The sequence below is a fragment of the Mesorhizobium sp. M1409 genome (genome assembly GCF_040317535.1).
Taxonomy (GTDB): Bacteria; Pseudomonadota; Alphaproteobacteria; order Rhizobiales; family Rhizobiaceae; genus Mesorhizobium.
Genome location: NZ_JAMYKV010000036.1, coordinates 24,466 through 37,872 on the forward strand (window position 1 = coordinate 24,466; position 13,407 = coordinate 37,872).

The window sequence follows — 13,407 nt, forward strand, 5'->3', positions numbered from 1 at the left end:
GTTACTCGACGGTTAACCCCATGGAATTCGACGCAATTTTTCTTAAAATATTACAAGGCGCGGAGCGGTGTTGAGATTCAGGTCAGGCCGAGTCGAAAACGCTGGGTTCCGAGAACCGGAGCGGAGCGTAGTTTTGCGCAGGACGCTGCCGTTTGCAGACCGGCACCACCTGAATATCAGCGCCCCTAGATGACGGCCGCCACGCTGCGCAGGATAGGCTGCAAGCGGACAAGGCCGATGTCCTCACGCTCGAACCGGCTGCCGACCTTGGTCAGCTTGGCCAGCACCTGCTCGCCCTCTTCGGGTCCGATCGGGGCGATGACGATGCCGCCGCTCGACAATTGGTCGAGCAGGAAGCGCGGCAGGCTGTCGAAGGCCGCCCATGCGACGATGCGATCGAACGGCCCTTCATTCGGCAGCCCACCGGAACCATCGGCGTGGCGCACGATGACATTGCCGATACCGAGCGCCTCGAAGCGCTGCCTGGCCTGCTCGACGAGCGTCTTGTAGCGATCGGTGGTGACGACCCGCGCCGCCAGCCGCGACATCACCGCCGAGGTATAGCCGGAGCCGGTCCCGATCTCGAGCACGCGATTGCCCTGCTCGATGGCGAGTGCGGCGATCACCGCCGCCTGCATGTCGGCGCCTTCGATCGCCTCGCCGCATTCGATCGGCAGCATGCGGTCCGACCAGGCGATCTGATGGAATTGGGCCGCCAGGAAGCCGCGCCGCGGCGTCGCCTCGAAGGCCGCGATCAATGCCTTCGGCACCGTCCCCCGGCCGCGCAGGCGCAGCAGAAAGGCGGCAAAGCCTTCGCGGTCATCGATCCCCTGGTTCATGCAAGCGCCTTGCTCAGTTGGTCGCGGATTTCATGCGCGGTGAGGTCGAGCTGCAATGGCGTCACCGACACCAGCCTGTTGCGGAGAGCGTAAAGGTCGGTGCCTTGCTTGCCTTCGACCGGCTCGCGGCCGAAACGCAGCCAGTAATAAGGCAGGCCGCGCCCGTCGCGGCGCTCGTCGACCCACAGGCTGTGCACCAACTTGCCTTGCGATGTGACCACCGTCCCGGCGACCTCTTCGGGTAGGCAGTTCGGAAAATTGACGTTGAGCAAAACGCCGTCCGGCAGCGGCGTTGCGACCAGCTTCTTCAGCAATGCCGGCGCCAGCGCTTCGGTCGTCTCATAAGGGACGACGCGATCCTCGCCGACATAGCTGTAGCCCTGGCTGAGTGCGATCGAGCGGATGCCGAGCAGCGCGCCTTCCATGGCGCCGGCGACGGTGCCGGAATAGGTGACGTCGTCGGCGATGTTGGCGCCGGAATTGATGCCGGACAGGATCAGGTCGGGTGCGCCGGGCAGGATCTTCTTGACGCCCATGATGACGCAATCGGTCGGCGTGCCGCGCACGGCAAAGTGCTTCTCGCCGATCTTGCGCAGCCGCAGCGGTTCCGAGATCGACAGCGAATGCGCGTAGCCCGACTGGTCCTGCTCCGGCGCCACCACCCAGACATCGTCGGACAGCGTGCGCGCGACGCGTTCTAGCGACGCCAGGCCCTCGGCATGAATGCCGTCGTCATTGGTCAGGAGGATGCGCATTATTTCGATTCGATCTTTTCCAGACCGCCCATGTAACGTCGCAGCACTTCAGGAATGGTTACGCTGCCATCCTCGTTCTGGTAGTTTTCGATGACGGCTATGAGCGCGCGCCCAACCGCGGTGCCCGAACCGTTGAGCGTGTGGACGAAGCGGTTGCCCTTGCCGTCCTTGTCCTTGTAGCGGGCGTCCATGCGGCGCGCCTGGAAATCGCCGCACACCGAGCAGGACGAGATTTCGCGATAGGCGTTCTGGCCTGGCAGCCAGACCTCGATGTCGTAGGTCTTGCGCGCGCCAAAGCCCATGTCGCCGGTGCACAGCGTCATGGTGCGGAACGGCAGGCCGAGCCGCTTCAGCACTTCCTCGGCGCATTGCGTCATCCGCTCGTGCTCGGCGAGCGATGATTCCTGATCGGTGATCGACACCAGCTCGACCTTGTAGAACTGGTGCTGGCGCAGCATGCCGCGCGTGTCGCGCCCGGCCGAGCCCGCTTCCGAACGGAAGCACGGCGTCAGCGCGGTGTAGCGCAGCGGCAGTTTTTCATGCGCGGTGATCTCCTCGCGCACAAGATTGGTGAGCGGGACTTCGGCGGTGGGGATGAGGTAGAAATTCTCAGCAAACCTCCCACTTTCAAAGTCGTTCATCCATTTGCGTTGCCTTGCCATCCCTTCAGTTTTTATTCTGTCGAGGCTGGCTTTGCTGTTTCTGAAATCCTCAAACTGCTCGTTGCGAGCGTCCTCATACTCTTTCCAAAATCGAGGCAGATCATTGATCGAAGCACGAAACAAATCCTCTTTAAATTTTGGCAGCTGTCCGGTGCCAAACATCGCATGGTCGCGCACCATCAGCGGTGGCTGGATTTCCTCATAGCCATGCTCGGTCGTGTGCAGGTCGAGCATGAACTGGCCGAGCGCGCGTTCCATCCGCGCCAGACCCCTCTTCAGCACGGTGAAACGCGAGCCTGACAGCTTCGCCGCCCGCTCGAAATCCATCATGCCAAGCGCTTCGCCGATCTCGAAATGCTCCTTCACCCAATTCGGACGCGTCGGCACCTTGCCGACGATGTGCTTCACCACATTGTCGTGCTCGTCCTTGCCCACAGGCACGTCATCGAACGGCACATTGGGCAGCACCGCCAGCGCATCGGTCAGCGCCTTGTCGAGCTCGCGCTCGCGCGCCTCGCCGTTCTGGATGAAGATTTTGATCTCGCCGACCTCGGCTTTCAGCTTCTCGGCAAGTGCCGCGTCGCCCGAACGCATGGCGTTGCCGATCTCCTTCGAGGCGGCGTTGCGGCGCTCCTGCCTGGTCTGCAGCTCGGTGACGTGTTCGCGCCGCGCCTCGTCCGAGGCAATCAGCCCGTCGACCGTGGACTGCGCCTCACCCGCCGACCACGAGCGCTTGACCAGCGCCTCGACAAGGGCCTTCGGGTTGTCGCGAATCCATTTGATGTCAAGCATGGTTCATCCGTCCTCAGGGAGCATGTCGCCCAAAGTGCGCAGCGGTTTTGGGACAACGACACGCTCAAAACAAAACTGAAACGCATCGCTTGATAGCGATGCGTTTCAGCCAGAGGGCGTAAACCGCATCCTTGATCGATGCAAGATGAGGCTAGGCCGCGGCTGCCGTTTTCCACGCAGCCCGGTGTTACGAGGCGGCAGGCGCCGGAGGCTCGTCCGGTGCTTTGTCCGCCACGGTTTCCGCCGCGTCCCTCTTCTCGCGCGCCACGCGCTGCTTTTCCTGATCGCGCTCGATCAATCGAGCAGCCCAGATGGAGACCTCGTAGAGAAGGATGGTCGGAAGGGCGAGGCCGATCTGGCTCATCGGATCGGGTGGCGTCAGCACGGCAGCGACGACAAAGGCGATGACGATCGCCCATTTGCGCTTCTCGGCCAGCCCCTTGGATGACAGCATGCCGACGCGCGTCATCAGGCTGGTCACCACCGGCAGCTGGAACACCAGGCCGAAGGAGAAGATCAGCGTCATGATCAGGCTGAGATATTCCGACACTTTCGGCAGCAGCGAGATCTGCACCTGATCGTCGGTGCCGGCCTGTTGCATGGCGAGGAAGAACCACATCACCATCGGCGTGAAGAAGAAATAGACCAGCGACGCGCCCATCAGGAACAGGATGGGCGACGCGATCAGGAACGGCAGGAAGGCGTTGCGCTCGTTCTTGTAGAGGCCTGGCGCGATGAACTTGTAGATCTGCGTGGCGATCAGCGGAAAGGCGATCACCATGCCGCCGAACATGGCGAGCTTCACCTGGGTGAAGAAGAATTCCTGCGGAGCGGTGTAGATCAGCTCGACCTTGTGCGGATCGAGCCCGGCCCACTTCGTCGCCCATTTGAACGGGATCACCAGAAGGTTGAACAGCTTCTTGGCGAAGAAGAAACAAACGAGAAAGGCGACGAAGAAGCCGCCGATCGACCAGATCAGCCTCCGGCGCAACTCGATCAGATGCTCCATCAGCGGCGCCGACGATTTCTCGATCTCGTCCTTTTCCTTGTCCGAAACGCTCACTTGGCGGCTCCCGCCGTCTTCTTGGCCGCCGGCTTCTTCGCCGGAGCAGGCTTCGGATCGGCTTTCGCCACGGTCTTGGTCGCGATCGCCTTGGCCGCAACGGGCTTCGCGGCTTTGGGCGTTTCAGCCTGTGCCGCGGTCGCGGGCTTCGCCGGCACCTTGGGCAGAGGCGTTGCCTTGGCGATCTCCGCTTTCGCCGGCGCAGAAACCTTTGCACCATTTGCCGAAGCCTTCGCCTGCGCTTTTACCACCGGGATCGCCTTCGCCGGCGTAGCCTTGGCTTTCTTCGCCGCTGACGCCTTCGGCGCCACAATTGGTTCCGTCGGTACTGACGACGTCACCACCGATTCATCGGTCATTGCCGGGAAAATCGGCGCTGCCGGTACTGCTTCCGGCCCATTGACGCCAGGCATGGTCGTTGCACCGTTCTTCAACGGCTCGGCGGCCAGCGGGGTCGAAGCGGCAGGCATTGCCGGGTCCGCCGCCGGCTTCGGCTTCATCGCCGCGTCGACGCCGGAGCGAACGTCGGCCGCGGCCTGTTCGAACGGATTGAGCTGCTTCCTGATCTCGGCCATCGGGCTGAGGCCCCTGAGCTCGTCGACCGACTTCTTGACGTCGTCGAGCTCGGCTTCCTTCAGCGCTTCGTTGAACTGTTTCTGGAAATCGGACGCCATGGCGCGCAGCTTCGCCGTCGTGCGGCCGAAGGTGCGCAGCATATTGGGTAAATCCTTGGGTCCGACGACCACGATCATGACGATCGCGATGACCAGCATTTCGGTCCAGCCGACTTCAAACATGGCACTTTGTTCCGACTAGAACCCGTGGCTCAGCTCTTGCTGGCTTTTTCCTTCGCGGCCGCAACGGTCTCGTCGGCGCGATGTTCGACGGTGCGCTTGTCTTCGGCAACGTCGTCGTCGGCCATGCCCTTCTTGAAGCTCTTGATGCCCTTGGCCATGTCGCCCATCAGCTCGGGAATCTTGCCGCGGCCGAACACCAGCAGCACGATCACCAGCACGATCATCCAATGCCAAATCGAAAATGAACCCATAACAAATCTCTCTCGAATGTTTTCCCTGGCGATGATCTATGCGTTTTCGCGTTGGGATTCAAACACAACTGCGACAGAGTTTATGAAAGGGTGGCGGATGTCACGCATTTTCAACGCGATGGCCCGCTACGAATCCGCGCATCCTCGACAGATCGGCGGCCAATGCCAGTCAATCTTCCGTGACGCGCGGCGTCAGCAGGCCGAGTTCTTCAAGATCGATGTCGGTCAGCGCATCCTCGTCGTCGGTCAACGCATCAGGATCGGACGGAGGAACCGGAATGGCGAAATTCGACGGCATGCGGCCCGAAAGCAGTCCGGCCCCCTTGAGTTCCTCCATGCCGGGAAGATCGCGGATCTCCTCCAGCGCGAAATGGTCGAGGAAGGTGTCGGTGGTGCCGTAGGTGACAGGGCGCCCCGGCGTTTTGCGCCGGCCGCGCATGCGCACCCATTCCGTTTCCAGCAGCGTGTCGAGCGTGCCTTTCGAGGTTTCGACGCCTCGGATGTCCTCGATCTCGGCGCGCGTCACCGGCTGGTGATAGGCGATGATCGCCAGCACTTCGAGCGCCGCACGGGAAAGCTTCCTTTGCTGGACAGTATCCCGGCTCATCAGGAAAGCCAGATCGCCGGCCGTGCGGAATGCCCAGGCATCGCCGACACGCACCAGATTGACGCCGCGCCGCGCGTAGATCTGCTGCAGCTCGGTCATTGCCAGGGCGATGCTGATGCCGTCCGGCAGCCGCGCCGCAAGTTGCTTTTCGCTGACGGGCTCGGCACTGGCGAACACGATAGCCTCGGCCATGCGTACCGCTTCCGCCAGATGCAGCCGTTCGGCCGGATTCTGCATTTGTTGCTCGGCCGGATCCCGGGAAAGCGACTCCTCTTCGGGTTCATCGCCGACCTTGAAAGGGATAACCGAAGCGTTGGCGCGTTCGCTCATGATGCCACCTCGACTGCCTTGATTGCCTGTGCGCGGCCGCGCAGATAGATCGGCGCGAAGACTTCGTCCTGCCGCATGTCCATCGTGCCTTCGCGCACCAGTTCCAGCGTGGCCGCGAAAGAGCTGGCGATCGCCGTGCGCCGCTCCTCGGGGCTGGTCATGTACACGATCAGAAAGCTTTCCAGCGTTGCCCAGTCGTGGAGAGCCCCAACCAGACGGGTCAGGATATCGCGCGCGTCCTTGAGCGACCAGACACCGCGCCTGGCGATCGTCACATTGCTGATCGCCTGCTTCTGCCGTTGCTGGGCATAGGCAGTGAGCAGATCGTAGAGCGAGGCTGAATAGGCGTTGCGCTTTTCGACGATGACCATTTCCGGCATGCCGCGCGCGAACACGTCACGGCCGAGCCGATTGCGGTTGACCAGGCGCGCCGAAGCGTCGCGCATGGCCTCCAGCCGCTTCAGCCGGAACTGCAGCACCGCCGCCAGTTCCTCGCCGCTTTCGCCTTCGTCGCCCGGCTGCTTGGGGATCAGAAGCTTCGATTTGAGGAAGGCCAGCCACGCCGCCATCACCAGATAGTCGGCGGCAAGCTCGAGCCTGAGCGCCCTCGCCGTCTCGACAAAGGTCAGATATTGCTCGACCAGCGCCAGGATCGAAATGCGCGCCAGATCGACCTTCTGGGTGCGAGCCAGATGCAGCAGAAGATCGAGCGGGCCTTCGAAGCCGGCCACGTCGACCACCAGCGACGGGTCGCCGGTGACGCGTGAATCGTCATTCTCGGCCCACAGACGGTCCATCGGTGCGGCCTTCGCGGCCTTGCTTTCCAATGTTTCCGCCACTTCCTCTCACTTCCCTTTGTTAAGCCACCGCATCGAAATAGGTGGCGAATTCAGCGCGTATCTCGGTTTCTTCCACCGCGTCGCGGTTCTTAATGTAGGTCAGCGCCCGCTTTGCGCGCTCCAGCGACGTGCCCTCGAGCCCCGTGGTCCGCGATGCAATGCCGGCCATCTCCTCGAAAACGCCGTTGCAGTGAAGGACCAGATCGCAGCCCGCCGCAAGGATCGAGGCCGCCTTTGTCGGGAAATCCCCAGAAAGTGCCTTCATCGACGTGTCGTCGCTCATCAGCAGCCCGTCGAAGCCGATCTCGCGCCGGATGATCTCGTCGATGACCTTGCCGGAAGTGGTCGCCGGGTTGTTGGGGTCTATCGCGCTGTAGACGACATGTGCCGTCATCGCCATCGGCAGATGGTTGAGCTCCCGAAACGGGGCAAAATCATGCCGCTGCAGATCGCTCAGCGAGGCGTTGACGACAGGCAACTCGAAATGCGTGTCGGCAAAGGCGCGCCCGTGGCCCGGAATGTGCTTCATGACGGGCAGTACCCCGCCCGACATCAGCCCTTCCGCGGCGGCGCGGCCGAGTTCAATCACCGGTCGCGGGTCCTTGCCATAGGCACGCGCGCCAATAACGTCGCTGGCGCCTTCGATCGGGACGTCGAGCACCGGCAGGCAATCGGCGGTGATGCCGTAACGCAGCAGATCGAAGGCATGCAGCCGCGCCATCAGCCAGGCCGCGCGGGCGCCGGCATCATGGTCGTCGCGCCACAGCGCGCCGAGCGCGCCGCCGGCCGGATAGTTCGGCGCCAGGGGCGGCCGCAGGCGTTGCACACGCCCACCCTCCTGGTCGATGAACACCAGCGCGTCCGGACGTCCGATACAGTCGCGCATCTCGGCGACCAGATCGCGGATCTGTTCGGTCTCGCCGATGTTGCGCGCAAACAGGATGAAGGCCCATGGGCATTCATTGCGATAGAAATTGATTTCTTCGCGGGTGAGCGATTTCCCGGCACAGCCGAGGATCATGGATTTTGATTCGGTCATGTCAGAAGTCTAAAGCTTCGCGCGATCAAAGGGAATCATCCGGATCACAAGCGGTCAAACGCCAGATCTGCTTTCCCCATGAAAAAGCGGCGCGGTCACCGCGCCGGCTTTTGATTGGTTGGCCCGGCTCTAGCGCGAGACGAAGCAGTTGCCGCCGGCGGCCTTGTAGCTGGTGCACAAATTGATCGCATCGTTGCGCGACTGCGCTGGCACGCGCACACGGTAGAACGTGCCCTTGCCGGCGATCTCGGCCTTGACGATGTTGGCGGTACGGCCGGCGAGCACGCTGCCATAGCGGCGCTGCAGATCCTGATAACTGGACTGGGCGCTTTCGACCGTCGGCTGTGAAGCGATCTGCATCGACCACGAACCACCGCCGGTCGCGGTCGATGCCGGATCGATGGACGCAACCTGATCGGGCTTGACCTCGCCGACGACATCGACCGGCTGGTCGGACGGGCGCTGCGGCGCGAGCGGAACCTTGGCCGGCGTGTTGGCCGACTGCGCCTTGGCCTCGGCCTTGGGCTTGGCTGCAGCCACCGGTTTGAGAGCCGGCTCGTCGTCCGCCGGGGCGGCGGCGGGCGCCACGGTGCCGGTCTGGTCCGCGTCAGCCTGCCCCGACGGGGCAACATGCTGCGGCGCCGGATCGACCGGCTCCGCGGCGGCCATCTGCGGGGCGGCGGGCGCCGGATCCTCACGCGGCACCAGCGAACCGTCCGACTTGACCACCATGGTCCTCACCTTGCGCGGCGCAACGGCGACGACATCGGCATTGGTGCCCTTGTCGGCTTCCTGCAGCACCTGTGCGATGCGATCCTCGGACTTGGGCGCGGGTGCTGTGTTGTCGGCCGAAGCGGCGCCGGCGGTCGGCGCGGCGTTGCCGTCAGCGGCCGCGGCGGCTGCGTTCTGGTCCGGCGAAAGATCGATGGCGCGGGCCGGGTCCTTCGCCTGCACGTCCACCGGTTCTTCGGTGTTGGTGACCAGCTTTTCCTGGACCGGCTCGGCGGGCTTCGCGCCCCTGACCGCGTCGTAGACCTTGTTGTCCTGGTTCGGCACCACGGCCCCACCCGGATTCTCCGGCTTGACCTTGATCGGCGCGTTGTCGGCCTTGACGATCACCGGCGCCTCGCTGCCGCCCTTGCCGCCGAAAGTCAGCGCAAAGGCACCGAGGCCGCCTGCGACCGCCACCGCACCGACAATCGCGGCGATGAACAGGCCACGCCCGCGCGAAGGCCTCGCGGCCTCACGCTCGCCGAGGCCCGGAACAGCCATCGCCTCATCGTGTTCAGGATCGTAGTCGAGTTCATCGACGGTGAAATCGTCCGCCTGTGAAACCGGCTGGTTGCCGGGCAGACTGTCGAGATCGAAGCCGTCGGCGGCATCGGCATAACCCGTTGGCGCCGCCGGGCGGGCAGACACTTCCATCGGCCGCGCCGCATAGGTCCGGGCTTCCGGCTCATAGCCCGGCTTGACCCCGTCATAGCCCGGCTTGACCCCGTCATAGCCCGGCTTGACCCTGTCATAGCCCGGCTTGACGCTGTCATAGCCCGGTTTGAAGCCCGCGGCGTAGGAGTCATCATCGTAAGACGCGCCGGCCGCGTTGCTTGTGGGAGCGGCAGCGACCTCCACCGCGTTCATCTCGGAGAGAAGGCTGGAGAACTCGGCGTCGAGATCGTCATAGCCAGACGTCGCCGGCTGATCTTCCTCGAAGTGCAGTTCTGGAATATCGAGATCGTCCGCCAGCGCCACGACACGCTCGGGCACATCGACCGTCTCGACATCGGGCATGTCTTCGTATTGAGCGGACTGGCGCGATGGCGGCGCGGATACAGGGGCGACGGTCTCGGCCGGCTCGGCCGAACGGTAGGACGTCACCGCGGCGACTGCCGACGCTGCGGCCACGGACGCCATCGAAGCGACCGGCTGAGCGCTAAACGCAGGCTGAGCGCTAAATGACGGCTGCTGCGGAACCGGCGTCACGCGGCTCCACGAACGGGCTGGCTCGGGCGGCGTGGAACGCTCCGCCAGCCAATCGAGAGAATCCGCCGAATTGTCCCGGGAAGCGGACGCATCACCACGCGGATCCAGGCTTTTGGCCAAAGCCGCGTCGAACGCATCATTGTCGAAATCGACATCGCCATGTCCGGCGACGTCCGAGCCCGGATCCTCAAGTTTATCAGGCAGAAGATCGTCGACATCCGCATCGGCTGCCTGGGCGGTGCCAAGGTGCTGGGGCTGATCAGGCGCGGGTTCTTCAAGATCCCAGTCGAGGTCGCCGACAAGATCGGCCGGTTCCTCGGTGGTCTCCGCGGCCTCGACGACGTGCGACTGAGCGGCGTCAGCCGGCTGAGCCATGACTGGCTCCACTTTGGCCAGGGGCGTCGTGCGCGCGGTCATGGCACCCAGCAGCGCATTCAACTCGTCTTCCAGGCTTCGTTCGTCCGCGATCGGGGCTTGCACCGCGGGTGCGACATTGGCTTCTGGTGCCGCCGGCTGGACCGCAGCGGCGGCGATTTCGGCGACCGGCTCTTCGACTGTTTCGGCAAACTTGTCGTCGAAGTTCAGGTCGAAAGCATCATCCGACGCCGCTTCATCCGACGCAGCTTCAGGACTGGGAGTCTCGCCCTTCGCATCCGCGCTATCGGCGAGCATATCATGCGCTTCCGGCTCCTCGGATACGACCGGCTCATCAGCGCGAACGTCAAAATCCATGTCGACATCGGCCATGGAGTCGTCGAAGTGGCCGGCGAAATTCTCGTCGGAAGCTTGGCCATCACGCGCGGCCTGCTCCGGCATGGGATACTCGGCGGGATCGGCGGCCGTGTAGGCCTGTTCCGCCACCGAATGGTCGTCGAGCATCAGCTCGTCTTCGAGCGAGATCGCGACCGCATCGTCGAATTCATGATCCGAGGCGGCCGTCTCGACAGCAGGCGCGTCGGCAACGGCAACAGCGTGCGGGGCCTCTTCGGCCTCCTCATCGATCCGGACGTCCTGGTCGAGCGACGCGGCAAGCTCGTCCGCCATCGGCTGGTCGTCCTCGAAGGGCGAGACATCCTCAAGCGAACTGGCGACGGCATTGTCGAAATCAGCGTCGAAAGACGGCGCGGTTTCGGCGGCGGCCGTATCGCCGACGGCGTGGTCGTCGACATCAGTCATGTCCAGATGGAAATCGTCGTCGAGCGACACCAAAAGCTCGCCTTCGTCCATCGCGCCTGCATCAGCCGTTTCGAATGCAGGCTCATGCTCGAAAGTCGGCTCACGAGCCTCGGCAACCGGAGCGGCGTCGCTGTCGTCAGCGCCGAACTCGCCCATCATTTCCTTCTCGAGATCGATATCGAAATCGCCCTCCTCCGCCACGTGATCGGCGGCTGGGGCTTTCGGCTGGGCGGGCGACTGCGGTTTGACCGGCTGGCGCGGGTCGAACCCCATGATCCTGGTCAGTTCCGCGAACGGATCATCGTCAGTGATGTCGTTGTTGTCGGATACTCTCAGCTGGGTTGTGTCTGCCATTATTGTTCCCGAACTCGCACTCATTCGGACGCCATGGACGTCGCGTAGGGTTGGCCCTTACCAGCGCAATGTGGGCAAAAGGTGACAGGTTATTTAGTCAAACCTAACGCATTTCGGTGGGCGCGGCGGCTCCGATCAACGTCAGGCCGGACGTCAAGACGTCCGAAACAGCCTGCACCAGCCCTAGTCTGGCATGCGTCAATTGTCGGTCGTTAACCTTAACAAAACGTAAGTCCGGATTATCCGTGCCACGGTTCCAGTGTCCATGGAAGCTGGAAGCCAGATCATAGAGGTAAAATGCCAGCCGGTGCGGCTCGAGCGCAAGTGCCGCGGACTCGATCAGGCGGGGATATTCTGCAAGCTTGCGGATCAGGCCAATCTCGCCCTCGTCGGTCAGCAAAGCCACGGCGGACGCCAGGCTGTTGCGGTCGAAATTGGCTTCACCCAATTGCTCGCTCGCCTGCCGGAACACCGAATGGCAGCGCGCCGAGGCATACTGCACATAGAACACCGGGTTGTCCTTGGACTGCTCGGTCACCTTGGCGAAATCGAAATCCAACGGCGCATCGTTCTTGCGGTAGAGCATCATGAAGCGGATCGCGTCGCGGCCGACCTCCTCCACCACTTCGCGCAACGTCACGAAATCGCCGGACCGCTTCGACATGCGCACCGGCTCGCCGTCGCGAAACAGTTTCACCAATTGGCAAAGCAGCACGGTGAGCTTCACCTCGTCCCCTGCGATGGCCCGCGCCAGCGCTTCCAGCCGCTTGACATAACCGCCATGGTCGGCGCCGAGCACATAGATCAGGTCGACGAAGCCCCGATCGACCTTGTCCTTGAGATAGGCGACGTCGGCGGCGAAATAGGTGAATGAGCCATCGGACTTGACCAGCGCCCGGTCCATGTCGTCGCCGACCGCGGTCGAACGGAACAGCGTCTGCTCGCGGTCCTCCCAATCTTCGGGCTTCTCGCCCTTGGGCGGCGGCAGCTTACCCTTGTAGATATGGCCTTTCAGCGTCAGATCGCTGATCGCCGAGCGGATCTTCCTGGCATTGTCGGCATGCAGTGTGCGCTCGGAGAAGAACACGTCGTGATGCACGTTGAGCATCGCCAGATCCTCGCGGATCATGGCCATCATCGCATCGATGGTACGGTCCTTGACGATGGCGAGCGCCTCGTCGTCCGGCATCTGCAAGAGCGAGCGGCCGAACTCCTTGGCCAGCGCCTGACCGACAGGGACGAGATAATCGCCGGGGTAAAGCCCGGCCGGAATCTCGCCGATGTCATCGCCAAGCGCCTCCCGGTAGCGCAGCATGACCGAGCGGCCGAGCACGTCGATCTGCGAGCCGGCATCGTTGATGACATATTCCTTGGTCACGTCGTAGCCGGCGAAGGCCATCAGGTTGGCCAGCGCGTCGCCGACCACGGCACCCCTGCAATGGCCGACATGCATCGGCCCCGTCGGATTGGCCGAGACGTATTCGACATTGGTTTTCCGGCCACCACCAACCGTCGAGCGCCCATAGTTGCGGCCCTCGCCAAGCAGTGCGGTCAGATGCGTCTGCCAGAAGCCGTCCTTCAGCCGGAGATTGACGAAACCAGGACCGGCCACTTCGGTGGCGGCGACATCCTTGTCCTCACGCAGCGCCTGCGCCAGTCTTTCGGCCAGCGCGCGCGGATTCTGGCCAGTCGGCTTGGCCAGCACCATCGCCGCATTGGTCGCCAGGTCGCCATGGCTGGCGTCGCGCGGCGGCTCGACGGCAATGCGCGATAGATCCGGCGAAACGCCGTTACTGTCTTTCAAATCAAGCGCTTCGACAGCTTTTATGATTCGCGCGGTGAAATCGGCGAAGATGTTCATGGGACTGGCTCTGGTGGCTTTACAGGGAATCCGGCTCGTTGGCCGGCAAAATCGAGCCCGCC

The 13,407-nt window shown here is 63.2% G+C and carries 10 protein-coding genes and 2 pseudogenes; all 12 read right to left on the reverse strand.

Translation table 11 applies throughout. The features are described from left to right. Positions 1–185 precede the first annotated feature (185 nt). Positions 186–839, reverse strand: a complete 654-nt coding sequence (locus tag NKG99_RS24120; protein ID WP_352871261.1) for a protein-L-isoaspartate(D-aspartate) O-methyltransferase — start codon at positions 837–839, stop codon at positions 186–188. Beyond that, the gene (gene surE / locus NKG99_RS24125; protein ID WP_352655206.1) at positions 836–1,594 is read right to left on the reverse strand and encodes a 5'/3'-nucleotidase SurE; all 759 of its coding nucleotides are present in this window, start codon (positions 1,592–1,594) and stop codon (positions 836–838) included. The genes NKG99_RS24120 and surE overlap by 4 nt, the downstream gene beginning before the upstream one ends. Further along, positions 1,594–2,265, reverse strand: a pseudogene (serS, locus tag NKG99_RS24130) (serine--tRNA ligase); the annotation flags it as partial. The gene surE and the pseudogene serS, both read right to left, overlap by 1 nt. A gap of 102 nt (positions 2,266–2,367) precedes the next feature. Then, positions 2,368–3,048: pseudogene (locus tag NKG99_RS24135) on the reverse strand (serine--tRNA ligase); the annotation flags it as partial. Between the two features lie 187 nt (positions 3,049–3,235). Continuing rightward, entirely contained in the window at positions 3,236–4,111 is an 876-nt protein-coding gene (gene tatC / locus NKG99_RS24140) for a twin-arginine translocase subunit TatC (protein ID WP_352871263.1), read from the reverse strand. Further along, positions 4,108–4,908: a Sec-independent protein translocase protein TatB gene (gene tatB, locus NKG99_RS24145; protein WP_352871265.1), complete on the reverse strand. Its 801-nt coding sequence runs from the start codon at positions 4,906–4,908 to the stop codon at positions 4,108–4,110. Before tatB ends, tatC begins: the two co-directional genes overlap by 4 nt. A gap of 29 nt (positions 4,909–4,937) precedes the next feature. Then, positions 4,938–5,159 carry a twin-arginine translocase TatA/TatE family subunit gene (locus tag NKG99_RS24150; protein WP_013531295.1) on the reverse strand — a complete coding sequence of 74 codons (222 nt, stop codon included), beginning with the start codon at positions 5,157–5,159 and terminating at the stop codon, positions 4,938–4,940. Between the two features lie 169 nt (positions 5,160–5,328). After that, complete coding sequence (gene scpB, locus NKG99_RS24155; RefSeq protein WP_352871266.1) at positions 5,329–6,096, reverse strand: SMC-Scp complex subunit ScpB; 768 nt, start codon at positions 6,094–6,096, stop codon at positions 5,329–5,331. After that, positions 6,093–6,893: a segregation and condensation protein A gene (locus tag NKG99_RS24160; protein WP_352871320.1), complete on the reverse strand. Its 801-nt coding sequence runs from the start codon at positions 6,891–6,893 to the stop codon at positions 6,093–6,095. The genes scpB and NKG99_RS24160 overlap by 4 nt, the downstream gene beginning before the upstream one ends. Positions 6,894–6,954: 61 nt before the next feature. Then, entirely contained in the window at positions 6,955–7,974 is a 1,020-nt protein-coding gene (gene nagZ, locus NKG99_RS24165; RefSeq protein WP_352871269.1) for a beta-N-acetylhexosaminidase, read from the reverse strand. A 129-nt stretch (positions 7,975–8,103) separates the two neighbouring features. Beyond that, on the reverse strand, positions 8,104–11,484 hold the full coding sequence (locus NKG99_RS24170) for an SPOR domain-containing protein (RefSeq protein ID WP_352871270.1): 3,381 nt from the start codon (positions 11,482–11,484) through the stop codon (positions 8,104–8,106). A gap of 103 nt (positions 11,485–11,587) precedes the next feature. Then, the gene (gene argS / locus NKG99_RS24175) at positions 11,588–13,345 is read right to left on the reverse strand and encodes an arginine--tRNA ligase (RefSeq protein WP_352871271.1); all 1,758 of its coding nucleotides are present in this window, start codon (positions 13,343–13,345) and stop codon (positions 11,588–11,590) included. Positions 13,346–13,407: the final 62 nt, after the last annotated feature.